At 66.8% G+C, this 26,214-nt stretch carries 18 protein-coding genes and 1 tRNA gene; 13 read left to right on the forward strand and 6 right to left on the reverse strand.

Features of this window, described 5'->3' with window-relative positions:
* Positions 1–146: 146 nt before the first annotated feature.
* On the reverse strand, positions 147–1,982 hold the full coding sequence (gene ilvD / locus C7449_RS13980) for a dihydroxy-acid dehydratase (RefSeq protein WP_108003422.1): 1,836 nt from the start codon (positions 1,980–1,982) through the stop codon (positions 147–149).
* 325 nt (positions 1,983–2,307) lie between these two features.
* On the opposite strand from ilvD, the gene C7449_RS13985 reads away from it, so the two are divergent.
* The 4 genes from C7449_RS13985 to C7449_RS14000 all read left to right on the forward strand — a co-directional run bounded on the left by C7449_RS13985 (position 2,308) and on the right by C7449_RS14000 (position 6,197).
* Complete coding sequence (locus C7449_RS13985; protein WP_108003423.1) at positions 2,308–3,087, forward strand: FadR/GntR family transcriptional regulator; 780 nt, start codon at positions 2,308–2,310, stop codon at positions 3,085–3,087.
* A gap of 55 nt (positions 3,088–3,142) precedes the next feature.
* Positions 3,143–4,291: a galactonate dehydratase gene (dgoD, locus tag C7449_RS13990; protein WP_108003424.1), complete on the forward strand. Its 1,149-nt coding sequence runs from the start codon at positions 3,143–3,145 to the stop codon at positions 4,289–4,291.
* Between the two features lie 229 nt (positions 4,292–4,520).
* Positions 4,521–5,759 (forward strand): alpha/beta hydrolase, encoded by a 1,239-nt coding sequence (locus tag C7449_RS13995; protein WP_245414388.1) that lies wholly within the window; start codon positions 4,521–4,523, stop codon positions 5,757–5,759.
* Between the two features lie 201 nt (positions 5,760–5,960).
* Complete coding sequence (locus tag C7449_RS14000) at positions 5,961–6,197, forward strand: hypothetical protein (protein ID WP_146165085.1); 237 nt, start codon at positions 5,961–5,963, stop codon at positions 6,195–6,197.
* A gap of 169 nt (positions 6,198–6,366) precedes the next feature.
* On the opposite strand, the gene C7449_RS14005 is transcribed toward C7449_RS14000, so the two are convergent.
* Positions 6,367–6,738: a hypothetical protein gene (locus C7449_RS14005; RefSeq protein WP_146165086.1), complete on the reverse strand. Its 372-nt coding sequence runs from the start codon at positions 6,736–6,738 to the stop codon at positions 6,367–6,369.
* Between the two features lie 71 nt (positions 6,739–6,809).
* Positions 6,810–6,884, reverse strand: a tRNA-Val gene (locus C7449_RS14010).
* Between the two features lie 339 nt (positions 6,885–7,223).
* Between C7449_RS14010 and C7449_RS14015 the strand changes: the two genes are divergently transcribed.
* The 7 genes from C7449_RS14015 (at position 7,224) to C7449_RS14045 (ending at position 15,959) form a co-directional block, all read left to right on the forward strand.
* Positions 7,224–8,372, forward strand: coding sequence for an isovaleryl-CoA dehydrogenase (locus C7449_RS14015; RefSeq protein WP_210204739.1), 1,149 nt, complete (start codon positions 7,224–7,226; stop codon positions 8,370–8,372).
* Positions 8,372–9,979 (forward strand): carboxyl transferase domain-containing protein, encoded by a 1,608-nt coding sequence (locus C7449_RS14020; RefSeq protein ID WP_108003428.1) that lies wholly within the window; start codon positions 8,372–8,374, stop codon positions 9,977–9,979. The genes C7449_RS14015 and C7449_RS14020 overlap by 1 nt, the downstream gene beginning before the upstream one ends.
* 35 nt (positions 9,980–10,014) lie before the next feature.
* Entirely contained in the window at positions 10,015–10,398 is a 384-nt protein-coding gene (locus C7449_RS14025; protein WP_108003429.1) for a RidA family protein, read from the forward strand.
* 12 nt (positions 10,399–10,410) lie between these two features.
* Positions 10,411–12,399, forward strand: coding sequence for an acetyl-CoA carboxylase biotin carboxylase subunit (locus C7449_RS14030; protein ID WP_108003430.1), 1,989 nt, complete (start codon positions 10,411–10,413; stop codon positions 12,397–12,399).
* A gap of 249 nt (positions 12,400–12,648) precedes the next feature.
* Positions 12,649–13,509, forward strand: a complete 861-nt coding sequence (locus C7449_RS14035; RefSeq protein WP_108003431.1) for a DUF4118 domain-containing protein — start codon at positions 12,649–12,651, stop codon at positions 13,507–13,509.
* A gap of 51 nt (positions 13,510–13,560) precedes the next feature.
* Positions 13,561–13,959: a hypothetical protein gene (locus tag C7449_RS14040; protein WP_245414389.1), complete on the forward strand. Its 399-nt coding sequence runs from the start codon at positions 13,561–13,563 to the stop codon at positions 13,957–13,959.
* Positions 13,960–14,159: 200 nt separating this feature from the next.
* Entirely contained in the window at positions 14,160–15,959 is a 1,800-nt protein-coding gene (locus C7449_RS14045; RefSeq protein WP_108003433.1) for a B12-binding domain-containing radical SAM protein, read from the forward strand.
* A gap of 56 nt (positions 15,960–16,015) precedes the next feature.
* Here the strand turns inward: C7449_RS14045 and pbpC are convergent, their stop codons facing one another.
* The 3 genes from pbpC to cpdR1 all read right to left on the reverse strand — a co-directional run bounded on the left by pbpC (position 16,016) and on the right by cpdR1 (position 24,245).
* Positions 16,016–18,079 (reverse strand): penicillin-binding protein 1C, encoded by a 2,064-nt coding sequence (pbpC, locus tag C7449_RS14050; protein WP_374828202.1) that lies wholly within the window; start codon positions 18,077–18,079, stop codon positions 16,016–16,018.
* Positions 18,080–18,111: 32 nt separating this feature from the next.
* Positions 18,112–23,556 (reverse strand): alpha-2-macroglobulin family protein, encoded by a 5,445-nt coding sequence (locus C7449_RS14055; RefSeq protein WP_108003435.1) that lies wholly within the window; start codon positions 23,554–23,556, stop codon positions 18,112–18,114.
* A gap of 326 nt (positions 23,557–23,882) precedes the next feature.
* Positions 23,883–24,245, reverse strand: coding sequence for a response regulator CpdR1 (gene cpdR1 / locus C7449_RS14060; protein WP_108003436.1), 363 nt, complete (start codon positions 24,243–24,245; stop codon positions 23,883–23,885).
* 186 nt (positions 24,246–24,431) lie between these two features.
* Here cpdR1 and C7449_RS14065 point away from each other — a divergent pair, with 186 nt between their 5' ends.
* Complete coding sequence (locus C7449_RS14065) at positions 24,432–25,313, forward strand: N-formylglutamate amidohydrolase (protein WP_108003437.1); 882 nt, start codon at positions 24,432–24,434, stop codon at positions 25,311–25,313.
* A gap of 106 nt (positions 25,314–25,419) precedes the next feature.
* Positions 25,420–26,193, forward strand: a complete 774-nt coding sequence (gene hisN / locus C7449_RS14070) for a histidinol-phosphatase (protein ID WP_108003438.1) — start codon at positions 25,420–25,422, stop codon at positions 26,191–26,193.
* The last annotated feature ends 21 nt before the right edge of the window (positions 26,194–26,214 follow it).

A 26,214-nucleotide genomic window follows, 5' to 3' on the forward strand; every position in this document is an offset into this window, starting at 1 on the left:
CGGCCTCGTAAAAATACCAGTCGCCTGCGCAAATGTGGATGAGGAAAGAGCTCGCGGATCCGATACTCATCTGGAAGCCGCGGCGCAAATGCAAAAAAGGGCCGCTCAGGCGGCCCTCTCGATCAGCTCTGAATTCGCAACAGCCCTTATTCGGGCAGGATGCGCACCGCGCCGAGATCGGCGGAGCTGGCAAAGGCAGCATAGGCCTTCAGCGCCGTCGTGACGTTGCGCTTGCGCGGCTGCGCCGGCTTCCAGCCGAGCTTGTCCTGCTCTGCGCGGCGGGTGGCGAGTTCGGCCTCCGGGACCGCCAGGTTGATGGTGCGGTTCGGAATGTCGATCTCGATGATGTCGCCCTGGCGCACCAGGCCGATCGCGCCGCCCTGTGCGGCTTCCGGCGAGGCGTGGCCGATCGAAAGGCCCGAGGTGCCGCCGGAGAAGCGGCCGTCGGTGACCAGCGCGCAGGCCTTGCCGAGGCCCTTCGACTTCAGGTAGCTCGTCGGATAGAGCATCTCCTGCATGCCGGGGCCGCCCTTCGGGCCCTCGTAGCGGATGACGACGACATCGCCGGCCTTGACCTCGCCGCCGAGGATGCCCTTGACCGCCGCGTCCTGGCTTTCGAAGACGACCGCCGGGCCGGTGAACTTCAGGATCGATTCATCGACGCCGGCCGTCTTCACGATGCAGCCGTCGAGCGCGATGTTGCCCTTCAGCACCGCCAGCCCGCCGTCTTTGGAGAACGGGTGCTCGACCGAGCGGATGACGCCGTTTTCGCCGTCGGTATCGAGTTCGTCCCAGCGGGCTTCCTGGCTGAACGCCACCTGGGTCGGGATGCCGCCCGGGGCCGCCCGGAAGAAGGTGCGAACCGTCTCGCTGTTCGTGCGGGAAATGTCCCAGCGGTCGATGGCGTCGCCGAGCGTGGCGGCATGCACGGTCGGGGTATCGCGGTGGATCAGGCCGCCGCGGTCGAGTTCGCCCAGGATGCGCATGATGCCGCCGGCGCGGTGGACGTCTTCCATGTGCACGTCGGCCTTGGCCGGGGCGACCTTCGACAGGCACGGCACCTTGCGCGACAGCCGGTCGATGTCGTCGAGCGTGAATTCGATGCCGCCCTCGTAAGCCGCCGCCAGAATGTGCAGCACGGTGTTGGTCGAGCCGCCCATGGCGATGTCGAGCGACATGGCGTTCTCGAAGGCCTTTTTGTTGGCGACGTTGCGCGGCAGCACGGTCTCGTCGTCCTGTTCGTAATAGCGGCGGGCGAGATCGACGATCAGGTGGCCGGCCTCGACGAACAGGCGCTTGCGGTCGCCGTGGGTGGCGAGCGTCGAGCCGTTGCCGGGCAGCGACAGGCCGAGCGCCTCGGTCAGACAGTTCATCGAGTTGGCGGTGAACATGCCCGAGCACGAGCCGCAGGTCGGGCAGGCGGAGCGCTCGATGGTCTTGACGTCCTCGTCGGAGATGCTGTCGTCGGCGGCGGCAACCATGGCGTCGACGAGGTCGAGCGCCTGGGTCTTGCCGTGCAGCACGACCTTGCCGGCCTCCATCGGCCCGCCGGAAACGAACACGGCCGGGATGTTCAGCCGCATCGCCGCGTTCAGCATGCCCGGGGTGATCTTGTCGCAGTTGGAGATGCAGACCATGGCGTCGGCGCAATGGGCGTTGACCATGTACTCGACGCTGTCGGCGATGATTTCGCGCGACGGCAGCGAATAGAGCATGCCGTCATGGCCCATGGCGATGCCGTCGTCGACGGCGATCGTGTTGAATTCCTTGGCGACGCCGCCGGCCGCCTCGATCTCGCGGGCAACCAGCTGGCCGAGGTCCTTCAGGTGCACGTGGCCAGGCACGAACTGGGTGAACGAATTCACCACCGCGATGATCGGCTTGCCGAAATCCCCGTCCTTCATGCCGGTGGCGCGCCACAGGCCGCGGGCGCCGGCCATGTTGCGGCCGTGGGTGGTGGTTCGGGAACGATAAGCTGGCATCTGCAAAGTCCTCACATCCGGTCAATCATGGCATATGGGGACGGACAAGCCGCTGCACCAGCCATTGTCTGGGGGTTCCCTAGCGCATATCCCCGCCCGCGTCACGAAAGGAATGTCAACTTTTGACGCACCGGCGTGGAATTTCCTGTCGCAGCCGGCCTGCGGATGACCGCCTTGGTGCAGCAACTCGTGGGGCTCCTCGATCGGCAGCGCGGCACGGTCACAGGCGGCCGGGGTACTCGGTGCGCATTCATCATACATATTGTTGTCAAGGTATGATGAATGGGTTAGTACGACACGGCAGCGAAGAGCGGAGGTCTGCAGCATGACGGAGGTCGCAATCGCGGCGGCGGAGGTGGCGCAGCCGAGGCGCCCGCGCGTGCAGAAGTCGGTGATCGCGGCGATCGGCCTAGACATCTGCTCGGAGCGCTATCCGGCGGGCACCGCCCTGCCCAGGGAAAATGATCTTTGCGGGCTTTATGGCGTCAGCCGCACGGTGATCCGCGAAACGCTGAAGGTGCTCGCCGCCAAGGGGCTCGTCAGCAGCCGGCCGCGCGTGGGCACGGTGGTCTGCGCTGAGGCGGACTGGAACATTCTCGACCCGCAGGTCCTCGAATGGATGGGGCCGCGCATCGAGGACCTCGACCTTCTCGGCTGCATCCTCGAGACCCGCCGCACCGTCGAGCCGGTTGCCGCCGAATTCGCCGCCGAGCGCGCCACGGTACAGGAAATCGCCGATCTGGAAGGCGCCTGGATGCGGATGCGTGACGCCGATGCCGATGGCGACACCGAGGCCTTCACCCGCGCCGACGTGCAGTTCCACGAAATCCTGCTGAAGGCCAGCCACAACCTGGTGTTCCGTCAGCTCTCCGCCATCATCCATGCGGCGCTGATCTACTCGCTGCATCGCTCCAACGAGGTCGTCGATCGCCGGGACGAGGCGCTCGAAGTGCATCGCCAGCTGGTCGAGGCGCTGCGCCTGCGCGACAGGGCGGCCGCCCGCGCCTGCTCGCACCGCATGCTCGACCTTGCCGCCCGCGACCTCGCCACACGCGACGCGGCGCCGGCGATACGGCTGCGCGCCGAGCTGGCCGAAACTGGTTGAAAAAACGGCCAGGGCCCCGACCACTCAAATCCTCGTTCGAACGGACATCACCACCATGAAGATCACCAAGCTCACCACCTATATCGTCCCGCCGCGCTGGCTGTTTCTGAAGATCGAGACCGACGCGGGCGTCACCGGCTGGGGCGAGCCGGTCGTGGAGGGGCGGGCGCTGACGGTCGAGGCGGCCGTGCACGAGCTTGCCGACTATCTGGTCGGCAAGGACCCGATGCTGATCGAGGATCACTGGCAGGTGATGTATCGCGGCGGCTTCTATCGCGGCGGCGCCGTGCACATGTCGGCACTTGCCGGCATCGACCAGGCGCTGTGGGACATCAAGGGCAAGGCCTATGGCCAGCCGGTCCACGCGCTGCTCGGCGGCCAGTGCCGCGACCGCATCAAGGTCTATTCCTGGATCGGCGGCGACCGCCCCTCCGACGTCGCCAACAACGCGCGCGAGGTGGTCGCCCGCGGCTTCAAGGCGATCAAGCTCAACGGCTGTGAGGAGATGCAGATCGTCGACACCTGGGACAAGGTGGAGAAGGCGGTCGAGACGATCGCCACCATCCGCGAGGCGATCGGGCCGCATATCGGCATCGGCGTCGATTTCCACGGCCGCGTCCACAAGCCGATGGCCAAGGTGCTGGCGAAGGAACTCGAGCCCTACAAGCTGATGTTCATCGAGGAGCCGGTGCTCTCCGAAAATAGGGAGACGCTGAAGGAGATCGCCAACCACTGCTCGACGCCGATCGCGCTCGGCGAGCGCCTCTATTCGCGCTGGGACTTCAAGTCGGTGCTTTCGGACGGCTATGTCGACATCATCCAGCCGGACCTTTCCCATGCCGGCGGGATCACCGAGTGCCGCAAGATCGCCGCGATGGCCGAGGCCTACGACGTGGCTCTGGCGCCGCATTGCCCGCTCGGGCCGATCGCGCTCGCCGCCTGCCTGCAGGTCGACGCCGTCTCCTACAACGCGTTCATCCAGGAACAGAGCCTCGGCATCCACTACAACCAGGGCAACGACATCCTGGACTACATCTCCAACAAAGAGGTGTTCCACTATGCCGACGGCTTCGTCTCGATCCCGCAGGGGCCCGGCCTCGGCATCGAGGTGGACGAGGCCTATGTGATCGAGCGCGCCAAGGAAGGCCATCATTGGCGCAACCCGGTCTGGCGGCATGCGGACGGCAGCGTCGCCGAGTGGTGAGGGAGACACGGAGGCATCCGAAGGGATGAAGGGCTTTGGCCGGCGTTACGCCTGAGGCTGAAGGCGCAGGCGGTGTTCAGGCTATCCTGCACTGCCGTTGCCCCCCTTATCTGATTGCCTGCAAAAGCAACGCCGGTTAAATCTGTGCAGAAGGAGCGGGGGCATCCGCCGGCGGCGTGGCTGGCGGGGGAGGTTGCCATCGTGCGGCATCGTCAGGGGGAGTGCCGGAATGGGTTGTGCGTGGCGTGTGGCAGTCGTCCTGCTCGTTTCGGTGGCCCTTGCCGCCTGCGGCGGCCATAAGGGGTTCATGGCGCCGATCGCGGAGACCACCGCCGTACCGGGTACCTCGACCGTCGACATGCTGGTTGCCACCACGCGGCTGCCGTCCGGCGATCCGAACACGCTCTTTTCCGGCGAACGCAGCGCCCAGCCCTTCCTGACCGCCATCGCCGTCTCGATCCCGCCTGCCAGCAAGCGCAAGGTCGGTCAGGTGCAGTGGCCGAAGAAAATACCGCCCAATCCGGAAACGGATTTCGCCGTCCTCAAGGTGGCGCCGCTGCCCTCGGTCGAAAGCGGCCAGGGATGGTTGCGCACGCACAACAAGAATGGCCACGTGATGGTCTTCGTGCATGGGTTCAACAACCGCTACGAGGATGCCGTCTTCCGCTTTGCCCAGATCGTGCACGATTCGAATGCAAACGTGGCGCCGGTCCTGTTCACCTGGCCCTCCCGCGCCAGGGTGCTCGATTACAATTATGACAAGGAGAGCACCAACTACTCGCGCACCGGCCTGGAGCGGCTGCTGCAAGCGCTGCAGGCCGACAAGGACGTCAAGGACATCACCATCCTCGCCCATTCGATGGGCACGTGGCTTGCGATGGAATCGCTGCGGCAGATGTCGATCCGCGACGGCAAGGTCGCGCCGAAGATCGAGAACGTCATCCTCGCCTCGCCCGACATCGACATCGATGTCTTTGCACGGCAATGGTCGGAACTCGGCGGCAAGAAACCGAAATTCACCATTTTCGTCTCGCAGGACGACAGGGCGCTGGCCCTGTCCCGCTTCATCTCGGGCGACATACAGCGGCTCGGCCAGATCAATCCGGCCGACGAGCCGTATCGCGCCCGCTTCGAAAATGCCGGCATCACCGTCGTCGACCTGACCAAGGTGAGATCGGGCGATCGTCTCGCCCACGGAAAGTTCGCCGAGAGCCCGGAGATCGTCCAGTTGATCGGCGACCGGCTCGTCAACGGCCAGACGCTGACGGATTCGAACATCTCGCTCGGCGAGGGCATCACCGCCGTGGTCGCCGGCACCACGGGCGGGATCGGCCGGGTCGCGGCGACGACCGTGGCAACGCCCATCGACCTGCTGACGCTGACGCCGCAGCAGCAACGCATCGGAGTCGGTCCCGATCCGGGCCTCGTCTTCGACAAGGCGGAACAGCCGGCCGCACCGCCGCGGTAAGGCGGCATCGTTGCAGGCACCCACCGTGCCGCCCCGTCCCGCCCCTACGTTGCCGCAATCCTGCTTCTATGCTGCGCCAAGCTTGGTATCGGCCTGGGGCCTGGCAAGTTCCCACATTCCTGTGGAATTGTGTGAGAACTCGTGTATATGATAAATAAAAGATGCATGCCGCCTTGTAAGTGACGCGCAAAGGGGATCTCCATGGCCCGAACGCCGGAGGAATGGGGAGCGCTGCTTGGCAGTACTCTGGCAAAGATGCAGGCTTCCGACCCGACTTTCCTGTCGCCGGCCATGTCGCCGGACTGCTGCCGCATCATCACCGACACGATCGCCGTCATCGTCGACGAGGCCCGTGCGCAGGGGCGCGACGATGCGCTCTGCGGTCCGTCCCGCTCGCTTGCCGCAAACGACCGTCCAGACGATCGCCTCTGCGCCTGACCTGCGGTCGCCAGGCGCGTGGCCATGTCACTGGAGGGTTGGGCTCCCGTCCAGGTTTCACGAGATCGGCCCAAGGCGCCCGACGTGTGGGAATGAGTCCCGCGTTACCCCGTCGGCGCCTTGGCGCCGAGCCCAGGTGGCCGGGCCATCCTTGAAGGAGCGCCGTTCCTTACTTCTTTTGTGGTCCGCTCGGTTGCGCGTCGAGCCGGCCGCGCGAGCGGGAGCGCCCGGCAGTCGCCAGCCGCTCCCGGGCCTGCCTCAGTTCTTCGGCCGAAAACAGCGCCTGGAAATCCGGCTGCAGCATCGTCGCCTCCATCGAAAGCTCCGGCTTGCCGAGAACGACCAATCGTTCGAGCCCCGTCGTGCCCGGCTGGAAGACCAGTTCCCTGGCGGCGGCAACGCCGCCGTTCAGGACCACGTAGCGCCGGAACAGCGCGGGCCGGAAGCCGAGGGCGGCGCAGGCGTCATAGAGCGCCAGCATTGCCTGGTGGAAGCGCTGTTCGGGTCGGTTGCCGGCCGGGCCCGGCCTGACGGGTCTCATGGTAGGCGCCTCGGATTCGTGAATAAAAACAAAGGGCTCAGCGGTCGCCCGCTAAGCCCGTGGAATTCGAATGGTGGGCGTGACAAGGATCGAACTTGTGACCCCTACGATGTCAACGTAGTGCTCTCCCGCTGAGCTACACGCCCATCCGATGTGGGCGCATAGACCAAAAAAGCGGCGCGGCGTCAATAGGCTTCATGCAGCTTTTTTTGCCTTCTTCCCGGCCTGCCGCGCAAGGCTCGGTTTTGCGCCGGTTCGAAGCGCATACGCCCGCGTGGATAAAATGGGGATCGCACTCGCTGCGAGAAAATGGCACCCTGTCGGAATTCTGGCGCTTGTGGAGGAGCGCCATCGGGCAGGACGGCACTGGGGCGCGCGAATTCGCGAGCCGGCCGGGCGCCGCAGCATTTGCAATTCGGGCAGTTCTCTCGCCCCGGGGGCGAAGGCTGCCGCCGCGGGAGGACCTGACCATGTATACAGCCGGAATGAGCTTCGGGCTCGGCGAGGACATCGAGGCGCTGCGGGAGACCGTGCGCCGCTTTGCGACGGAACGAATCGCGCCGATCGCCGCCGACATCGACCGCAGCAACGCCTTCCCGCCGTCGCTGTGGCGGCAGATGGGTGAACTCGGCCTGCTCGGCATCACCGCCGCCGAGGACTATGGCGGCGCGGGCATGGGCTATGTTGCCCATTGCGTGGCGATGGAGGAGATCAGCCGCGCCTCTGCCTCGGTCGGCTTGAGCTACGGCGCCCACTCCAACCTCTGCGTCGACCAGATCATGCGCAACGGCTCGCCCGCGCAACGGGCGAACTATCTGCCGAAGCTGATTGGCGGTGAGCATGTCGGTGCGCTCGCCATGTCCGAGCCGGGGGCCGGGTCCGACGTCGTGTCGATGAAGCTGCGCGCCGAGAAGAAGGGCGACCGCTACGTTCTGAACGGCAACAAGATGTGGATCACCAATGGTCCCGACGCCGACGTGCTGGTCGTCTATGCAAAGACCGATCCGAACGCCGGCCCGCGCGGCATCACCGCGTTTCTGGTCGAGAAGGGCTTTGCCGGCTTCTCCACCGCGCAAAAACTCGACAAGCTCGGCATGCGCGGCTCCAACACCTGCGAGCTGGTGTTTGCCGACTGCGAGGTGCCCGCCGAGAACGTGCTGGGCGGGGAGGGGCGCGGCGTCAACGTGCTGATGTCCGGCCTCGACTACGAGCGTGTGGTGCTGTCCGGCGGCCCGCTCGGCATCATGGCCGCCTGCCTCGACGTCGTCGTTCCCTATGTGCACGAGCGCCGCCAGTTCGAGCGGCCGATCGGCGAGTTCCAGTTCCTGCAGGGCAAGGTGGCCGACATGTATGTGGCGCTGAACTCCGCCCGCGCTTACGTCTATGCCGTCGCGGCCGCCTGCGACCGCGGCGAGACCACCCGCAAGGATGCGGCCGGCTGCATCCTCTATGCCGCCGAACAGGCGACGCAGCAGGCGCTGCAGGCGATCCAGGCGCTCGGCGGCAACGGCTACATCAACGACTATCCGACCGGGCGGCTGCTGCGCGATGCCAAGCTCTACGAGATCGGCGCCGGCACCTCCGAGATCCGCCGCATGTTGATCGGCCGCGAGATCGTCCAGGAGACCGCGTGATGGCGGTGCTGAAGTCGAACATCGTCCCGCGCGGCGAGACCTTTGCGGCCAACCGCGAGGCGATGCTTTCGGCGATCGCCACCGCGGAAGCCGCGGCGGAGGTCGCCTTCGAGGGCGGCGGGGAGAAGGCACGCGAGCGCCATCTCGGGCGCGGCAAGCTGCTTCCCCGCGACCGGGTCGCGCAACTCATCGATCCCGGTTCGCCGTTCCTCGAGATCGGCATCGCCGCCGGGCACGGCCTCTATGACGGCGCCTCGCCGGGCGGCGGCCTGATCGCCGGCATCGGCCGGGTGTCGGGCCAGGAATGCATGATCGTCTGCAACGACGCGACGGTGAAGGGCGGCACCTATTATCCGGTCACCGTGAAGAAGCACCTGCGCGCCCAGGAGATCGCGGAAGCGAACCTGCTGCCCTGCATCTATCTCGTCGATTCGGGCGGCGCCAACCTGCCGAACCAGGACGAGGTGTTCCCCGACCGCGACCACTTCGGCCGGATCTTCTACAATCAGGCGCAGATGTCGGCGAAGGGCATTGCCCAGATCGCCGTCGTCATGGGCAGTTGCACCGCCGGCGGCGCCTATGTGCCGGCGATGAGCGACGAGACGGTTATCGTCCAAAACCAGGGCACGATCTTCCTCGCCGGCCCGCCGCTGGTGAAGGCGGCGACCGGCGAGGTGGTGACGGCCGAGGACCTCGGCGGCGGCGACGTGCACACACGGCTATCCGGCGTCGCCGACCATCTGGCCCGCGACGACCGGCAGGCGCTCTCGATCGCCAGGCGGATCGCCGCCAATCTCAACGCCCGCAAGCCGCCGCTGCCGCAAAAGGGCGCCGGCGAGCCGCCGCTCTACGACCCCGAGGAGATTTTGGGCATCGTGCCGGCCGACACGAAGATCCCCTATGACGTGCGCGAGGTGATTGCCCGCATCGTCGACGGCTCGCGCTTCGACGAGTTCAAGGCGCGTTTCGGCACCACGCTGGTCTGCGGCTTTGCCGCCATCCACGGGATGCCGGTCGGCATCCTCGCCAACAACGGCGTGCTGTTCTCGGAAGCCGCGCTGAAGGGCGCGCACTTCATCGAATTGTGCACGCAGCGTTCGGTGCCGCTTCTCTTCCTGCAGAACATCACCGGCTTCATGGTCGGGCGCAGATACGAGGCCGAAGGCATCGCCAAGCACGGCGCCAAGCTGGTGACGGCGGTGGCGACGACGAACGTGCCGAAGATCACCATGCTGATCGGCGGCTCCTACGGCGCCGGCAATTACGGCATGTGCGGGCGGGCCTACTCGCCGCGCTTTCTCTGGGCCTGGCCGAACAGCCGCATCGCCGTGATGGGCGGCGAGCAGGCCGCCGGCGTGCTGGCGACGGTGCGGCGCGAGAGCATCGAGCGCAGCGGCAAGAGCTGGTCGGCGGAAGACGAGGCGGAGTTCAAGCGGCCGACGATCGAGATGTTCGAGCGCCAGAGCCACCCGCTCTACGCCTCGGCGCGGCTCTGGGACGACGGCATCGTCGATCCGCGCAAGAGCCGCGACGTGCTCGGCCTGTCGCTCTCGGCCGCCCTCAACGCCCCGATCGAGCCGACCCGGTTCGGGGTGTTCCGCATGTAGCTCCTGATCCTAGATCCAACGCCTGGAGGACGATCATGAAACGGGAGAATTTCAACGCCAAGAGCGCACCCGATCCGCACGGCGGCTATTCGCAGGCGGTCGTGCTGGAAGGGGTCAAGCGGCTGGTGCTGGTGAGCGGCCAGATCCCGATGGATTCGGACGACAAGGTGCCCGAAGGGTTTGAGGCGCAGGCGCGGCAGGTGTGGCGCAATGTCGATGCGCAGCTCAAGGCGGCCGGAATGGACAAGTCCAACCTTGTCAAGGTGACCATGTACCTGGCTGACCGGCAGTATGCGACGCAGAACCGGGAAATCCGCAGCGACTATCTCGGCGCCGTTGCCCCGGCGCTGACCGTGGTGATCTGCGGCATCTTCGACGACCGCTGGCTGCTCGAGGTCGAGGCGGTCGCGGCGCAGTAGCCGGGAGAGACGATGTTCAAGAAGATCCTGATCGCCAATCGCGGCGAAATCGCCTGCCGGGTCATCCGCACCGCGCGCAGGCTCGGCGTGGCGACCGTCGCCGTCTATTCGGATGCGGACCGGCGCGCCCTGCACGTCGAACTGGCGGACGAGGCGTTCCGGATCGGCCCCACGGAGGCGGCGCGGAGCTATCTCGACATCGAGGCGATCGTCGCCGCCTGCCGGGCGAGCGGCGCCGAGGCGGTGCATCCGGGCTACGGGTTTCTGTCCGAGAACCCCGCCTTCGTCGAAGCGGTCGAGGCTGCCGGACTGGTCTTCATCGGTCCCTCGGCCAAGGCGATCCGCGCCATGGGGCTGAAGGACGCGGCGAAGGCGCTGATGGAGGAAGCCGGCGTTCCCGTCGTGCCGGGCTATCACGGCGAGGAGCAGGACCCGGCGTTTCTTGCCGGCCGGGCCGAGGCGATCGGCTATCCGGTGCTGATCAAGGCGCGCGCCGGCGGCGGCGGCAAGGGCATGCGCAAGGTCGAGCGGCCCCGGGACTTTGCCACCGCCCTTGCCAGCGCGCAGCGCGAGGCCGAGGCGGCGTTCGGCGACGGGCGGGTGCTGGTGGAAAAATACATGGCCAAGCCGCGGCACATCGAGGTGCAGGTGTTCGGCGACAGCCACGGCAATGTCGTCCACCTGTTCGAGCGCGACTGCTCGGCGCAGCGCCGCCACCAGAAGGTGATCGAGGAGGCGCCGGCGCCCGGCATGAGCGCCGAGATGCGCGAAGCGATGGGGTCGGCGGCGGTGCGCGCCGCCCAAGCGATCGGCTACAGCGGCGCCGGCACCGTCGAGTTCATCGCCGACGTCTCGGAGGGTTTGCAGGCCGACCGGTTCTTCTTCATGGAGATGAACACCCGCCTGCAGGTCGAGCACCCGGTGACCGAGGCGATCACCGGCCTCGACCTGGTCGAGTGGCAGTTGCGCGTCGCCGCGGGCGAGCCGCTGCCGAAGCGACAGGAGGACCTCGCCATCGACGGCTGGGCCTTCGAGGCGCGGATCTACGCCGAAAACCCGGCGCGCGACTTCCTGCCTGCCACCGGCCGGCTCGTGCGCTTCGACACGCCCGACGGCGTTCGCGTCGATTCCGGCGTGCGCGCCGGCGACGAGATCACCGCCTTCTACGATCCGATGATCGCCAAGGTGATCGCCCGTGGCCCGGACCGCGCTGCTGCCCTCGGCCGGATTGCGGCGGCGCTGGACGAGTGCCGGATCGCCGGCGTCACCACCAATACCGGCTTCCTCGGCCGCCTGTGCCGTGAGCCGCATTTTGCGGCCGGCGACGTCGATACCGGCCTGATCGCCCGCGAAGCCGCGGCACTCCTGCCGAACCCGCCGCCCGGTCCGCGCGTGCTGGCGCTTGCGGCAATCGCCGCTCTCGACCTGCTGGAGCCGGCCACCGACCCCGACCCCTGGAGCCGTCTCGGCGGCTTCCGCCTGTGGGGACCGGGCTGGCAATCGGTGTTCCTCGAACACGAGGGCGAAACGCTGGAAATCCGGATTGCGCCATCGGACGGGCGCCGCTTCGAAGTCGAAAGCAGCGGAGAGCGGCTGAGGATGACGATCCTCCGCTCCGATGGCGACGGCACGGTGCTGGCGGATTTCGGTGACCGGATCGTGGAGGCCGTCGTGGTCCGGGATGGACGTGCGATCACGCTGTTTGCGGAGGGGGCGAGCCATCTGTTCCACACCGAGGAGGCGGCGGGCCTGCATGGCGAGGAGGAGGCCGGCGGCGACGTGCTGGCCGCGCCGATGCCCGGCCTCGTGCGCCTTGTCGCGGTCGCGCCCGGCGCGACGGTGACGAAGGGCGACCCGCTCGTGACCATGGAGGCCATGAAGATGGAACTGGTGCTGAACGCCCCGCGCGACGGCGTCGTCGAGGCCGTGCCGGTCGCACCGGGGGATCAAGTCAGCGAGGGCGCGGTGTTGTTGCGGCTGGCGGCGGAGCAGCCGGAGTAGGGGCGTGGGAGAATTGACCCTTGCTGGATCTTTGGATCGTCCGCGCTCCGCTCGTCCTCCTCGAACGGAGGGGTGGCCGTTCGTCCGCCGCCTTCCGCTGCGAGTGGGGGAGAAGGCGGCCGGTCGCGTGGGCGGCGGATCTACGCGGTCGGACTCCGAAGCATCGCGTGTGCGATCGGAGCGGTGTATAGTTGACTGGTCGCGACCTTTGCCATGATGGCAGGAAGCACCCCATTGGGAGCTGAACCAATGGCAGGTTTCGAATATCCACATCGACAAGGCTTCCCGCTTCCGAGTGCCGATCCGTTATCTGGCCCGGCACCGATGGAGGCTCGGGCGGTCGTGGGCTACCTTGCTTCGTTTGCGATGACCGCCGTTGCAACAGTTGTGGCGGTCGGTATCGACATTGGGGTGATGGTCCCGAACGTCTCTCTCGTGTTTGTCGTGCCGGTGATCATCGCAAGCGTTGCCTTCGGATTGGGCCCCGCGCTGTTTTCGGCCGTGCTTGGGGCTCTCGCCTACAACTTCTTCCTGACGGAGCCTCGCTACACGCTGCTGGTCAATGATCCGGCGGATGTCTGGGCGATCGGGCTCCTTTTTCTCATAGGCCTTATTGTGAGCAGCATTGGCTTCACCTCCAGAAGGAGGGCAGCGAATGCGGCGCTCCTGAACAGGCAGGTCACCGTGCTCCAGGGATACGGCCGCGATGCTGAGGCAGCCGACAATGCTGAGGCGATCGCCTCGAGCACCGCTCGAGCGCTTGCAGCACTCTTCCAGGTGCCGGTGGTGGTGATGCTGCTTGCCGATGGGCATGTGGTTTCCACCAAGAAAATCGGCGATGTCGATCCCCAGGAGGCCGAATTCGAGGCGGCGCGATTGGCGTTGGAGACAGGCCTGGTCGCGCGCGCCGGATTATATCCGACCCCGGCGTCGCGTTTTGACTTTTGGCCTGTCGGCGAGGCGGTGGGCCAGAGCGCCGTCATTGGACTGGTGCTGGACCCGGACGAACGTCCCTCGGCGCCGGATACTCTGGTCGACATCGTCCGAAGTATCTTGCGACTTGCATTGTATCATCACCACGTTGGGGGCGAAGCTGGCTCTGCACGTTGACGTCGAAGCATCCAGCGGCGTTTCTGTCGCGGTCCGTCAGCCTCATCGGAGGTGCACTTGGATCGGTCAACGTTTCTCGCAAGGCTTCTGGGACCGACATTCTTTACGGTCGGGCTCGGTATGCTGGTCAATCTTGACGGGTACCGAAACGTGATTGCAGAGGGGCTCCATTTTGGCGTCCTCTTCTACCTGTCGGGATTGCTGTCGATGATCGCTGGCCTCGCAATCATCAACCTGCACAACAAATGGCAGGCGGACTGGCGGGTGGTAATCACGGTTCTGGGCTGGCTGATGACGATCGGTGGCTTCTTCCGCATGGTCTTGCCGAAGGTAGCTATTGCGACGGGGTCGATCATCTATGCTGGCCGAGCCTCCATCGTCGTGGCGGCACTGATGGTCGGTACGCTGGGTGCCTTCCTGAGCTTCAAGGGTTACATGCGCCGTGCTTGAGGTCGAAAGTTCCGGCGAAGGTGAATCCGGCTGCCGGCGGCGGCTGGCGGCGGAGCAGCCGGTAGAGGGAAATTGACCCTGCTGGGTCGCAGCCCGTCACCTCGACGGGTCATCCTTGACAACCGGACGCGATGCACGTCTGAATGTACCCAAGGGGCTCTGTTAGATTGGGTCATTGTCTCCGACGCGAAAGGGATAGCATGGCGCCTGTTTCGCAAGCCGAGGGGAAACGCTTCCAGCTCATCCTGATCAAGCCCTCGCACTATGACGACGATGGCTACGTGATCCGCTGGTGGCGGCCGATGATCCCCTCGAATTCGCTGGCCGCCCTCTATGGGCTGGCCGCCGACTGCGCGGAGCGCAATGTGCTCGGCCCGGACGTTGCCATCGACATCACGGCGATCGACGAGACGAATACCAGGATCGATTTCCCGGCCCTTCTGCGCCGGCTTGGCCAGCACGCCAATTTCGGCCTGGTGGCGCTTGTGGGCGTCCAATCCAACCAGTATCCGCGTGCCCTCGATATCGCGCGGCCGTTCCGTGAGGCCGGCCTTCCGGTTGCAATCGGCGGCTTCCACGTGTCGGGCTGCATTGCCATGCTCGAGGGCACGGCGGTGGACCTCGACGCCTGCCGCAAGATGGGCGTTGCCATGTTCGCGGGCGAGGCGGAAGGCCGTCTCGACACGGTGCTGCGCGATGCGGCTGGCGGCAAGCTGGAGCCGATCTACAACTTCATGGACGATCTGCCCGGCATCGGCGACATGCCCGTCCCGTTCCTGCCGAAGGAGAATGTCGCCCGCACGCTCGGCCTGAGCACGAGCTTCGATGCCGGGCGCGGCTGTCCCTATCAATGCTCCTTCTGCACGATCATCAACGTGCAGGGGCGCAAGTCGCGCTTCCGCTCGGCCGATGACGTCGAGAAGCTCGTGCGGATGAACTGGGCTCAGGGCGTGCACAAATTCTTCATCACCGACGACAATTTCGCCCGCAACAAGGAATGGGAGACGATCTTCGACCGGCTGATCGAACTGCGGGAGAAGGATGGCATTCCGCTCGGCCTCTTGATCCAGGTCGATACGCTCTGCCACAAGATCCCGAACTTCATCGAAAAGGCAAAGCGTGCCGGCGTTACCCGCGTTTTCATCGGCCTTGAGAACGTCAACCCCGACAACCTCACCTCGGCGAAGAAGAACCAGAACAAGATCACCGAATACCGGAAAATGCTGCTGGCCTGGAAGGCGCAGGGCATCATCACGCTCGCAGGCTATATCCTCGGCTTTCCGGCCGATACGCCCGAGAGCATCCGGCGCGACATCGCCATCATTCAGCACGAACTGCCGATCGACATCGTCGAGTTTTTCACCCTCACACCGTTGCCGGGTTCGGAGGATCACCAGAAGCTCTGGAAGAACAACGTGGAGATGCGGGGCGATCTCAACGTGTATGATCTCGAGCACGTGTGCACCGCGCATCCGAAGATGAGCCGGGAAGCGTGGGAGGGCATATACCGCGAGGCATGGCAGCTCTATTACTCGCCCGAGCACATGAAGACGCTGCTGCGCCGCGCGGCGGCGACCGGGGTGCCGCTCGGAAGCCTGGTCAAGCTGCTCGTCTCCTTCGCAACGATGCTGCCGCTTGAAAACGTGCATCCCCTGCAGAGCGGACTTCTGCGCCTGAAGCACCCCTCCGAGCGGCGCCCGGGGCTGGAGCAGGCACACCCGCTGATCTTCTGGCCGCAGTTTGCATGGGAGACGCTGCGCAAGCATGTGGCCCTCGCGGGCACCATCGTCCGGCTGACGGCTGCCGCTTACCGGATCTCCCGCGATCCGGCTTCAAAGGCCTACATGGATCAGGCGCTGACACCCGTCGGAGCCGACGACGAGGAAACGCGCGATCTGTTCACCAAGACGGCCGGCGGTGCGGCGGCGGTGGCTCACGCAAGGAAGGTCGCAGCACTCACCCAAGCAAGTTCGGGCGGCAGTGCCGATCGCCATTCCTGATCAAGGACGTTTCCCGCACAGCGTATCCACACCGACCGGGAGCTCACGCGCCCGGCTTACTCCACGAACACCCGCACGCTTGCCGCCCGGCCAACTGCGTCGATCACCGTCAGCGTGGAATAGCCTGCGCCGTCGGGCACCCATTCGGCGGTGCGCCGGCGGAAACTTTCCGGCAGCATCCTGCCGTTGGCGAGCCAGCGGAACGGGGCGCGGCCGCCCTGCAGCTTCAGCGCCAGCGGTGCGATCGCGCTGCCGGATCTGGCGCCGAGCTCCACATGCGCCCCTTCCGGCGGATAGACGATCTGCGGTGCCGGCTCGCGGGCCGTAGCCGAAACGAGGCCGCCGTCGGTGCGGGCGAAACGGCGAAGGCCTATCGGCAGCTCGGACTGGGCGATCCGGACCGCGCCCGGCGGCGCCTTCGGCAGCGGCGTGATCGCCACGCCGGATTTGGAGAAGGCCTCGAACAGGATCGGCGCGGCCGCCCCGTAGCCGGTCAGGCCGGGCACCGCGGCATTGTCGGCGCGGCCGACCCAGACGCCGAGCACGTGGCGGCCGTCATAGCCGACCGACCAGGCATCGCGGTAGCCATAGCTGGTGCCGGTCTTGTAGGCGATGCCAAGCCTTCGGCTGCCGCGTGGCGGCAGCACGGCGGAAAGCACGTCGGAAACGTTCCAGGCCGCCACCGGATCGAGCAGGGGATCGCCGACCACAACCTCCGGCGCCGCTTCGACCCCGTCGCCGAGCCGCACGATGCTGCCCTGATTGGCAAGCGCGGCATAGAGCTGGACGAGGTCGCGCAGCCTGATGCCGGCGCCGCCAAGGCCGATCGCCAGCCCCGGCGCCTCGCCGGCGGGCAGCGCCAGCCGGACGTCGGCGCGACGCAGCCGCACCATCAGCCGCGTCGGTCCGACGGCGTCGAGCAGCCGCACCGCCGGAACGTTGAGGGAGAGCTGCAGCGCTTCGCGCACGCTGACGTCGCCCTGGTAGCTCATGTCGAAATTGCGCGGCCGGTAGCCGAAGAAATCGGCCGGCCGATCCTCGACGATCGTCTCCTGCGCGACCAGCCCCTCTTCGAAGGCGAGCCCGTAGATGAAGGGTTTCAGCGCCGAGCCGGGCGAGCGGACCTGGCGCGTCATGTCGATCCAGCCTGCGCGGGTGGCGTCGAAATAGTCGGCCGAGCCGACCTCGCCGACGATCGCGCCGGTCCTGGCATCGGCCATCACCATGGCGACGGAAAGCTTTTCGCCGAGCCGAGCGGCGGCGTCGCGGGCGACCGTCTCCAGCGCCTGCTGTATGTCGCGCTTGATCGTCGTCTCGTGGCGCGGGCGCCCGGGATCCTTGCGCAGCGCGAGTTCGGAGAGGTGCGGCGCCAGCGCCGGAAGCTGCAGGCGGCGGCCGGGAACGCCTTCCGCCGAGGCGCGCTCCGCCTCGCCCTCGCCGATGACGGTGGAGACGGCCAGCCGCGCCAGCACGCGCGCGCGCGCCGCTTCGGCTTCCTTCGGGAAGCGATCGGGGCGCCGGCGTTCGGGCAGTTGCGGCAGGGCGACCAGAAGCGCTGATTCGGCGATCGAAAGCCGTCGCGGCTCCTTGCCGAAATAGGCAAGGCTCGCCGCCCGCACGCCTTCGAGATTGCCGCCATAGGGGGCGTGGGTGAGGTAGAGATCGAGGATCTCCGCCTTGGTGAGCCGTCGCTCGATCTGGAGGGCGCGGGCTATCTGCCTGATCTTGGCCAGCACCGAGCGGTTTTCCCGTGGCTCGATCAGTCGCGCCACCTGCATCGACAGCGTCGAGGCGCCGGAGACGATGCGGCCGTTGCCGACGAACTGGCCGGCGGCGCGCAACAGAGCGAACGGATCGACGCCCTTGTGCTCGTAGAAACGCTGGTCCTCGTAGGCGATCAGCATGCGGACGAACTGCGGGTCGACGTCACTTGCCGTCGTCTGCAGCCGCCAGAGCCCTTCGGAGGTCGCAAAGGGGCGCAGCAGCCGCCCGTCCGCGTCGACCACCTCGCGGGACACCTCCTTCGCCTGCTCGAGCGGCGGCGGATAGGCCCGGTTGGCCCAGTCAAGGCCGTGCAGCAGGGCGGTGCAGAGAGCCGCACCACCCACCAGGGCAAACAGGCCGTTGCGCAGCCGGGACACAGGTCGTCTCCCTATTCGGCCAGCACCTGCATCCGCCCCGTCGCCGTGCGGGCGGAGAACTGCGGCCGGTACATGTCCTCGACCGTTGCCGCCGGGTGGTCATAGGTGCCGGGCGTCACCGCGCGCACTACATAGGCAAGGGTAATGCCGTTGTTGTTGCCCGCGGAACGGTCGAAGGCGGCGACGAAACGGTCGCTGCGGAACTCGGTGTGCGCCGCCTCGACCTCGCCGATCCATTCGAAGTTGGAAAGGTCGGCGCTGCTGACGAGGCTCGGATTGTCGATCTCGAAGCCGGCCGGCAAGAGATCGGTGATCAGCACCCGCGCCTGCCAGGGATTGTTCTCAGTCACCTTCAGCACGACGACATACCGCTCGTTCTGGCGGGCCTGGGAGACGTTCGCCGGTTCGCCGTCCAACGTGTAGTAGCTGCGCTCGATGGCAAAACCGTCGCCGCCGGCCGGCAGCGGCTGGGCGGGCGCCGCGACCGTCGTCAGCACGGTCGAGACAGGCTCCTTGCCGCGGTTGACGATGGTGACCGGCCGGTGCTGCAGATCCTCGCCGCTCATGCGGGCGGCATAGCGGCCGTCGTGCGCCGCACCGTTGACCTCGAGGCGGAGCGAATCGTCCTCGTTCAGGATCGCGCGGGCGGCAAGCAGCATCCAGGCCTGCTCCTGGGTGCTGGTGTAGGCCTTCCGGTCCCACTCGCCGGCGACGAACGCCGCAAGCTGCGGGATTATCGCCGGAGCGGGCCGGCTCTCGGCGGCGAGCGCCAGCACGGCCGCGCCGTCGCGCAAGGCCGAGCCGTAGTCGGATCGTGCGAGGCTGACATTGGTGATGTCGGTCGACACGCGCAGCGCCTCCCGGAAGATCCGGTCGGCGCGCTGTGCATCGCCGTAGAGCCCGAGGGCGGCGGCGATGTGAGCCTTGGCGAGCGGGGTCGGGAATTCGGAAAGGCGCGTGTCGGCATAGTAGCGCAGGTCGCTGATCGCGGCCTTGCGATTGCGGGCCAGCACGTAGAGCGCATAGGCGATCTCGTTGCCGCGCTCCTGAACGTTGTTGTCGTAGGACAGCGCGTTCTGCAGATTGTCGAGCGCCTGCGCCATCGCCTGCTCGGGAACCTCGAAGCCCTGCTCGCGGGCCCGCGTCAGGAAATCGCTGATGTAGGCGTCGAGCCAGAGGTCGCCGTAGCCCGGCCCCCACAGCCCGAAGCTGCCGGAGGAGGACTGGTCGGAGAGCACGCGGAAGATCGCCTCCTGCACCCGCTTCTTCGTATCGGCGTCGTCGGCAAGCCCTGTGTTCTTCGAGAGTTCGCTGAGATAGAGCAGCGGCAGCGCGCGGCTGGTCGTCTGCTCGGCGCAGCCATAGGGGTACCGGTCGAGCGTCATCAGCAGGGCGGGAATGTCGAAGGCGGCGGAGCGCGAGACGTTGACCGCCACCGAAGCGCCGCCGAGGATGCTATCTGCCAAGAGCTGGTCGTCGATCGTCAGGCTGCCGCCGGCGGCAAGTTGCAGAACGCGCCGCGTGGTGACCGGAAGGGTCGCAGGCCGCACGGGAATGTCGAGCGCCTGCTCCCAGCTGTGGCCGGTGCCATCGGACAGCGCCACCGTGATGGCGCCGTTGCCGACCTCGCCGCCTATGAGCGGCATGGTCAGGTCGGCCTTGCCGCCCGCCTCCAGTCGGACGGTCTGCGCTGCCACGGTCTGCTCGACCAGCACCGCCGCGTTGTGGGTGATCGCCAACTGGTAATCGCCCGTCGGCGCATCCGTATTGGCGATGTCGAGCCGAAGCGCCGCCCGGTCCCCGGGCGCCAGGAATTTTGGCAGGCTGGCGGTGACGACCACCGGATCGCGGATGATGACGTCGGCCATGCCGTGGCCGATGCCGTCCTTCGACCAGGCGACGGCCATGATGCGGGCGGTGCCGTTGAACTGCGGAATCTCGAAGGAGACCTTCGCCTTGCCCTCGGCGTCGAGGTTTACGGGGCCGGAGAAGAAGGCGACGAGTTTTTGGGTCGGCGGGCTGCCCTCCAGGGCCATCTGGCCGCCGTCGCCGCCGGTGCGAAGCCGCCCCGTCGCCCCGAGCGAGCCGTCGATCAGCCGCCCGTACAGATCGCGGATCTCGAGACCGAGGCGGCGCTGGCCAAAGTACCAGCCGTCCGGATCGGGCGCCTCGTAGCGGGTGAGGTTGAGGATGCCGACGTCGACGGCGGCCACCGTCACGTAAGCGTCCTCGTTGGCGCCGGCGCCTTCGACCGACACTGCGATCTCGAGCGGCTGGCGCGGCAGCGTCTTCTCCGGAACGTCGAGGTTTACGGCGAGCTTGCGCCCGGCCGGATCGACCTTCAGCCATTTGATGCCGATGGCGCGCATCGGCATGCGGCTTTCGCGGGCGTCGCCGGGGCGATAGAGCGTGGCGGTGACGTAGGCGCCGGCACCCCAGTCGGCGGTGACGGGGATCTCGACCTCGCCGCCGGTCCCGCTGAGCGAGGCGGTGCTGACGGAGATCAGGCTTTCGGTGCCGTTCGTGACGAGTAGCTCGCCGGCATAGCGGGTGGAGACCTTCAGCTTCGCGGTGTCGCCGACAGCGTAGCTCTCCTTGTCGAGGGCGATCTCCAGCGCGTCCGGCGTCTCCGTCGAGGTCGTCTCGACATACCAGCCGGCATTGAATTCGATGCTCGTCGCCGGGCCGTCGGCGGATGCTGTCTCCACCTCGAGCCGGTAGCGGCCCCAGGTGACGGGAACCGCTATATCCGCGCCGTCGGCGCCGACGTCGATCACGCCGGCCTCGACCTGCTTGGTCGAAAGGATCGGCTCGTAGCGCCACGAGCTGCCGTCACGATACCACTGGTAGTCGCGCTGGACGCTGAGCAGCTTCCACGGCAGGCCGTCCATCGCCTGCTTCTGTCCGTCCGGACCGGCGACGATCACGTGGAACCGGGCGACGGAGTTTTCCGGCACGTCGCCGGAGGCGGCCGGCCGGATGCCGATCATCGACCCCTCGGAGCGGACGGGCAGCGTCAGCGAACGCTCGACGGCGCGGCCGCCGGCCTCGCTCATGCGGAGCGTGATGCGGGCGTTGAGCAGCTGTGTCGTGGCGGGGCGTTCGCCGACATCCACCTCGAAGGTCGCCTTGCCGTCGTCATCGAGCGGTTGAAGCCCCTCGATCGGCACGCGGTTTTCCTCCATCGCCTCCTCGTCGGCAAGGCCGAAGACGTAGCCCTTGAAGCGGTCGCTGTCGCGGGTGGGCTTCAGCGCAATGTCGCCCTCGATGGAAAGGCCGGCGGCGGGGGCGCCATAGAGATAGCGGCCTGCAACCTCGATTTCGACCGGCGTGCCGGCGACGATTTCCTTCGCCGCACTGGTCAGCTCGAATTCCGTGCGGTCGGGCACGAAATCGTCGACGAGGAATGTCCTCTCGCCAAGCGCGGGCGCCTTCGGATCGGCGAAGACCTGCATCGTCCAGGTGCCGCGAATGGCGTTCGGCTGGATCGCATACTCCACGGCATATCCGCCGAGCTTGCTCTCGGTGCTGACGATGCGGCGGTCCTCGACTCCGTCGGGGCGGGTAAAGACGAAGGTCAGCGGCAGCTTCTCGATCGCCCTTGCCTCGATGTCGCGGGCAAGGGCTGCGGCATGCACGGTCTCGCCGGCGCGGTAGATGCCGCGCTCGGTCCAGGCGAACAGGTCGATCGCCCCCGGTGCGGGCCGCCCGGTGACGCCGCGGTCGGAGAGGTCGAACCCGGCGCGCGTCATGTCGAGGAAGACATAGTCGGACGTGCCGTCCCGCGCCGTCAGCACGGCCGGCATCATCGCGGCCGTGCCGCGGATCAGCCCGGCGGTGAAGGTCGCCCGGCCGTCGGCGTCGGTCATCGCGGTGCCGAGGATTTCGTTGTTCCTGGCGAGCAGCTGCAGCTCGACGCCGGCCAGCGGCCTGGCGCTGCCGAGCGCGCGGGCGAAGACGTGCAGGCCGTCGGTGCCGGCAAAGGTCGACAGCCCGATATCGGAGACGAGGAACCATTGGGTCGCCTTCGTTTCCCAGTCGCGCTTCGGTCCGTTCGTAGCGGTCGCCGTCAGCACGTAGATGCCGGGCTGGCGCTGCGGCAGCGCCTCGTCGACCGGAAACGAGGTGACGATGTCCTTGTTCAGGTCGCGCTGCATCTCGATCTGGCCCTGCCAGACGAGCTCGCCGAACTCGCCCTCGATGCGGCCGGCGCCGTAGCCGTCGAGCTGGGTCAGGAACTGCGAGCCGGCGAGCAGCGAGGCGATGTTGCGGTCGCCGATGCGGTAGAGCTTCAGGTCGGCGCTGTCGGTGTTGACCGAAACCAGCGGAATGCCGCGGCGCGCGGTGCTCGGCAGCACGAAGCTGTCGCCGGTGAAGCGCACGCTCGGGCTGCGGTCCTGCACGTAGATGTCGAGCTCGACCGGCGCCTCGAGGCTCTCGTCGACGGAGGACGGCAGGCCCTGACGGAGGGCGAGCTTGTAGCGCTGGCCATGTTCGAGGCCTTCGACGCAGATCTGGTTGTCCTTCGCCTCGATGCCCTGCGGCGTCTTGCCGTCGAGCGTCACGAAGCCGGCATAGTCGGCGCCGAACCGGACGAGCGGCTCGGAGAATTGCACGCAGGCGCGCGGGGTGACGTTGTCGGAGTCGATCGTGTGCTGGACGACGCGAAAGCCTTGCCGCGCCCTGAGATCGAGATAGGCGGCGCGCACGGCCGGGTCCCCGACGAGCGCAAGACTTGCCTTGTAGGCGTTCAGCCCGGCGCGGTAGCTGCCCGTCTTGTCGAGCGCGTCGGCGAGCACGGCGAGCGCGGCCGCCCGGCCGTTTGCGGTGCGGGTCAGCCAGTAGGCATTCAGCGCCGCAAGCGGTCCCTGGCCGGCGAGGGCGGGATTGTCGCCGGCGCGGGCCGCGGCCTGCGCCATCTCGATCCACAGGAAGCGGTCGTCGGGCGCTAGCGACAGCGCGCCCTTGTAGGCCTCAAGCGCCTCGGCGATCCGACCGGACTCGACCTCGATGCGGCCCAGGGCGGCAAGGCTCTCCACGCCCTGTCCTTCCTGCCCGGCAAGCAGCGTCAGGGAAGATTTCAGGGCGCGCGCTTCATGGACCATGTCCGCGGCGATGAAATCGAGCGGCGGAGCCGCGCCGATCTCAGGCGCGCCGTCGGAGAGGGCGATCTTGCCGGCAATCGTGCCGGGCGAGCCCGTCAGCCGGTCGAAGTCGCTCTTGATGAAGCACCATTTCACCTTCGGATTATAGGTGAAGGCGCGGCAGGACAGGTCACCGACGCATTGCGCCTTGCACTCATCCAGCGTGACGTTCTGCACGGTCCGCAGGTCGAAGCCGAAATAGTCGGCGTCCTCGGTGATCACGATCGACCGCTTTGTGTCCTCGGCCCGGCCGGGGTGGGCCCAGGCTGCGATGGCAAGGATGAATGCGCAGAAACCGATGAACGCACGCATAGGCAAGAATCCTCCAACGCTGCCGGCCGGCTGCTGCCCAGTTTTGAGGCTTCAAGCAGGGGTGTCAACCAAGGGTCGAAATTTACGAACGGACAAGATGACGAGCAGCAGAGCCGGGGCGCTTTGCGGGTGGCCCGACGCGCGGGTCCGGTCGGCTGCCCGGGTGTGCGGAGTTGTCGTAAAAAAGCGCGAAAGCACGACCGCGCCGATCAGAAGCGGCCCGCCGCGGTCAGTTCCGGCACCATCGGCGCGGCAATGCTGGGGGCGCGGCCCGCATTACTGGTTCGCCACCGTCGGCGGGGGTGCAGGCGCCGGCGCCGGTAAGGTCAGGCCGCGAGCATCTTGTTGACCTCGTCGACGAGGTCGCGGAGGTGGAAGGGCTTGGACAGCACCTTGGCGTCCTTGGGGGCCTTGGAGTCCGGGTTCAGCGCCACGGCGGCGAAACCGGTGATGAACATCACCTTCAGGTCGGGATCGAGCTCGGTGGCCCGTCGCGCCAGTTCGATGCCGTCCATCTCCGGCATGACGATGTCGGTGAGAAGCAGCGAGAACGGCTCCTCGCGCAGCCGGTCATAGGCGCTGGCGCCGTTGTCGTAGGACGTGACCTTGTAACCGGCCTTCTCCAACGCTTTCACGAGGAAGCGGCGCATGTCGTTGTCGTCTTCGGCGAGGAGAATCTTGGAACTCATGTACTTCTACTTCGGGTGTTGTCGTGGCCTGCAGGGCGGTTCTGAAACGAAAAGACGATTCCGGTAAACATCCGGTGAATGGACGAATCCCCGGCGCTTCCGCTTGTTGGCGCGACTATGGACACGCGCGGCCGCCGCTGGCAACATATACAAAGTCGCGATTTTGTCACATGGTAAAGGACCGCAATGGCCCCGGAATTCAGCAAAAAAGGCCTCTACGAGGTTCTGGAGCCGGTTTCGCAGACCCTTCCGCTGGTTTTCAACTCGCCGCACAGCGGCCGCGCCTATCCACAGGGATTTGTGCGTGATTCGCGACTGGACGCGCATTCGCTGCGCCGTTCCGAGGATCATTATGTCGATGAGCTGTTCGGCGCCGCACCGGGGCTCGGCGCGCCGATGCTGCTTGCGCATTTTCCGCGCGCCTTCCTCGACGTGAACCGCGAGCCCTACGAGCTCGACCCGCGCATGTTCGACGGCTCTCTGCCGCCCTATGCCAATGTCAGCTCGATGCGGGTGGCCGGGGGGCTCGGCACGGTGCCGCGCATCGTGGCCGAGAATATGGAGATCTACCAGCGGCGCCTGCCGGTCAGCGAGGCGCTGGAGCGGATCGAAACCATCTACAAACCCTATCACACCTGCCTTCGCAGCCTGATCGTGCGCACGCATCTGCAATTCGGCTTCGCGGTGCTGGTCGATTGTCATTCCATGCCGGGCAACGTCCGGGTGCCGGGCGGGGCGCGGCCGGACTTCATCATCGGCGATCGCTACGGCACCAGCGCCGCCGGCGACCTGACGCGGACCCTGGTCCGCCTCTTCGAGGACATGGGCTTCGTCGTGGCGCGCAACAAGCCCTATGCCGGCGGCTTCATCACCGAGCATTACGGCCGCCCCGCCAAGGGCCTGCATGCGCTGCAGATCGAGGTCAACCGCGCCCTCTACATCGACGAGACGACGCTTGCCAAGAAGCCGGAATTCGAGGCCGTTCGACACGGCATCTCGCAGGCGCTGGCGGGCTTGGCGGGTTACGTCGAAACCTACGCCGCCGACAGCGCGCTGGCGGCGGAGTAACCCTCCGCCGCGGCGTCCGGCAGGAACCGCCGCGGCAACTCGGTCCATTCCGTTTTCCGCTCCCTTGCGCTATGGACAGGCGCCCTTCTGTTTCGTGAGATATCCGATGCTTCCCGACCGTGCCTTTTTCGACCTGCTCGCCGATGCCGCCAAGGCGGAGACCCTGCCGCGCTTCCGCGTCGGCGCCGACGTGGTGAACAAGGAGGCGAGCGGCTTCGATCCGGTCACCGAAGGCGATCGTGCCGCCGAAGCGGCGATCCGGGCGCTGATCAGCGAGCGCTTTCCCGAGCATGGAATCCTGGGCGAGGAGCACGGCTCGGTCGGTCTCGACCGCGAATTTGTCTGGGTGATCGACCCGATCGACGGCACGCGCGCCTTCATTTCCGGCGTGCCGGTATGGGGGACGCTGATCGGGCTGTACCGCAACGGCGACGCGGTGATGGGCATGGTCGACCAGCCCTTCACCGGCGAGCGTTACTTCGCCGACGGCCGCCGCTCGCACTACGCCGGCCCGGAGGGCAGCCGTGTGCTCGCGACGCGCGCCTGCGAAGCCCTCTCGGACGCGATCATGTTCACCACCTCTCCGCACATGTTCACGGGCAGCGCCAGGGAGCGCTACGAGAGCGTGCAGGACAAGGTGCGGTTGTTCCGCTACGGCGTCGATTGCTACGCCTATGCGCTGCTTGCCGCCGGCCACGTCGACCTGGTGATTGAGAGTGGCCTGAAGCCCTATGACGTCGGCGGGCTCATTCCGGTCATCGAGCAGGCGGGCGGCATCATCACCGACTGGGAGGGCGGCCCGGCCGAAAACGGCGGCAATATCATCGCCGCCGGCAGCCGCGCGGTCTACGAGCAGGCGATGGCGATCCTAAAAGGGTGACGCAGGCGATCCTTCCCTGGC

This window comes from Mycoplana dimorpha (assembly GCF_003046475.1).
GTDB lineage: Bacteria > Pseudomonadota > Alphaproteobacteria > Rhizobiales > Rhizobiaceae > Mycoplana > Mycoplana dimorpha.

What these genes read in the sequence shown, in the direction of transcription:
- ilvD (WP_108003422.1), bottom strand. Translation starts at nt 1,982, where the DNA reads ATGCCAGCTTATCGTTCCCGAACCACCACCCACGGCCGCAACATGGCC.
- C7449_RS14035 (WP_108003431.1), top strand. Translation starts at nt 12,649, where the DNA reads ATGGCAGGTTTCGAATATCCACATCGACAAGGCTTCCCGCTTCCGAGT.
- C7449_RS13985 (WP_108003423.1), top strand. Translation starts at nt 2,308, where the DNA reads ATGACGGAGGTCGCAATCGCGGCGGCGGAGGTGGCGCAGCCGAGGCGC.
- dgoD (WP_108003424.1), top strand. Translation starts at nt 3,143, where the DNA reads ATGAAGATCACCAAGCTCACCACCTATATCGTCCCGCCGCGCTGGCTG.
- C7449_RS14015 (WP_210204739.1), top strand. Translation starts at nt 7,224, where the DNA reads ATGAGCTTCGGGCTCGGCGAGGACATCGAGGCGCTGCGGGAGACCGTG.
- hisN (WP_108003438.1), top strand. Translation starts at nt 25,420, where the DNA reads ATGCTTCCCGACCGTGCCTTTTTCGACCTGCTCGCCGATGCCGCCAAG.
- C7449_RS14055 (WP_108003435.1), bottom strand. Translation starts at nt 23,556, where the DNA reads ATGCGTGCGTTCATCGGTTTCTGCGCATTCATCCTTGCCATCGCAGCC.
- C7449_RS13995 (WP_245414388.1), top strand. Translation starts at nt 4,521, where the DNA reads ATGGGTTGTGCGTGGCGTGTGGCAGTCGTCCTGCTCGTTTCGGTGGCC.
- C7449_RS14065 (WP_108003437.1), top strand. Translation starts at nt 24,432, where the DNA reads ATGGCCCCGGAATTCAGCAAAAAAGGCCTCTACGAGGTTCTGGAGCCG.
- C7449_RS14025 (WP_108003429.1), top strand. Translation starts at nt 10,015, where the DNA reads ATGAAACGGGAGAATTTCAACGCCAAGAGCGCACCCGATCCGCACGGC.
- C7449_RS14000 (WP_146165085.1), top strand. Translation starts at nt 5,961, where the DNA reads ATGGCCCGAACGCCGGAGGAATGGGGAGCGCTGCTTGGCAGTACTCTG.
- C7449_RS14005 (WP_146165086.1), bottom strand. Translation starts at nt 6,738, where the DNA reads ATGAGACCCGTCAGGCCGGGCCCGGCCGGCAACCGACCCGAACAGCGC.
- C7449_RS14020 (WP_108003428.1), top strand. Translation starts at nt 8,372, where the DNA reads ATGGCGGTGCTGAAGTCGAACATCGTCCCGCGCGGCGAGACCTTTGCG.
- C7449_RS14045 (WP_108003433.1), top strand. Translation starts at nt 14,160, where the DNA reads ATGGCGCCTGTTTCGCAAGCCGAGGGGAAACGCTTCCAGCTCATCCTG.
- cpdR1 (WP_108003436.1), bottom strand. Translation starts at nt 24,245, where the DNA reads ATGAGTTCCAAGATTCTCCTCGCCGAAGACGACAACGACATGCGCCGC.
- C7449_RS14030 (WP_108003430.1), top strand. Translation starts at nt 10,411, where the DNA reads ATGTTCAAGAAGATCCTGATCGCCAATCGCGGCGAAATCGCCTGCCGG.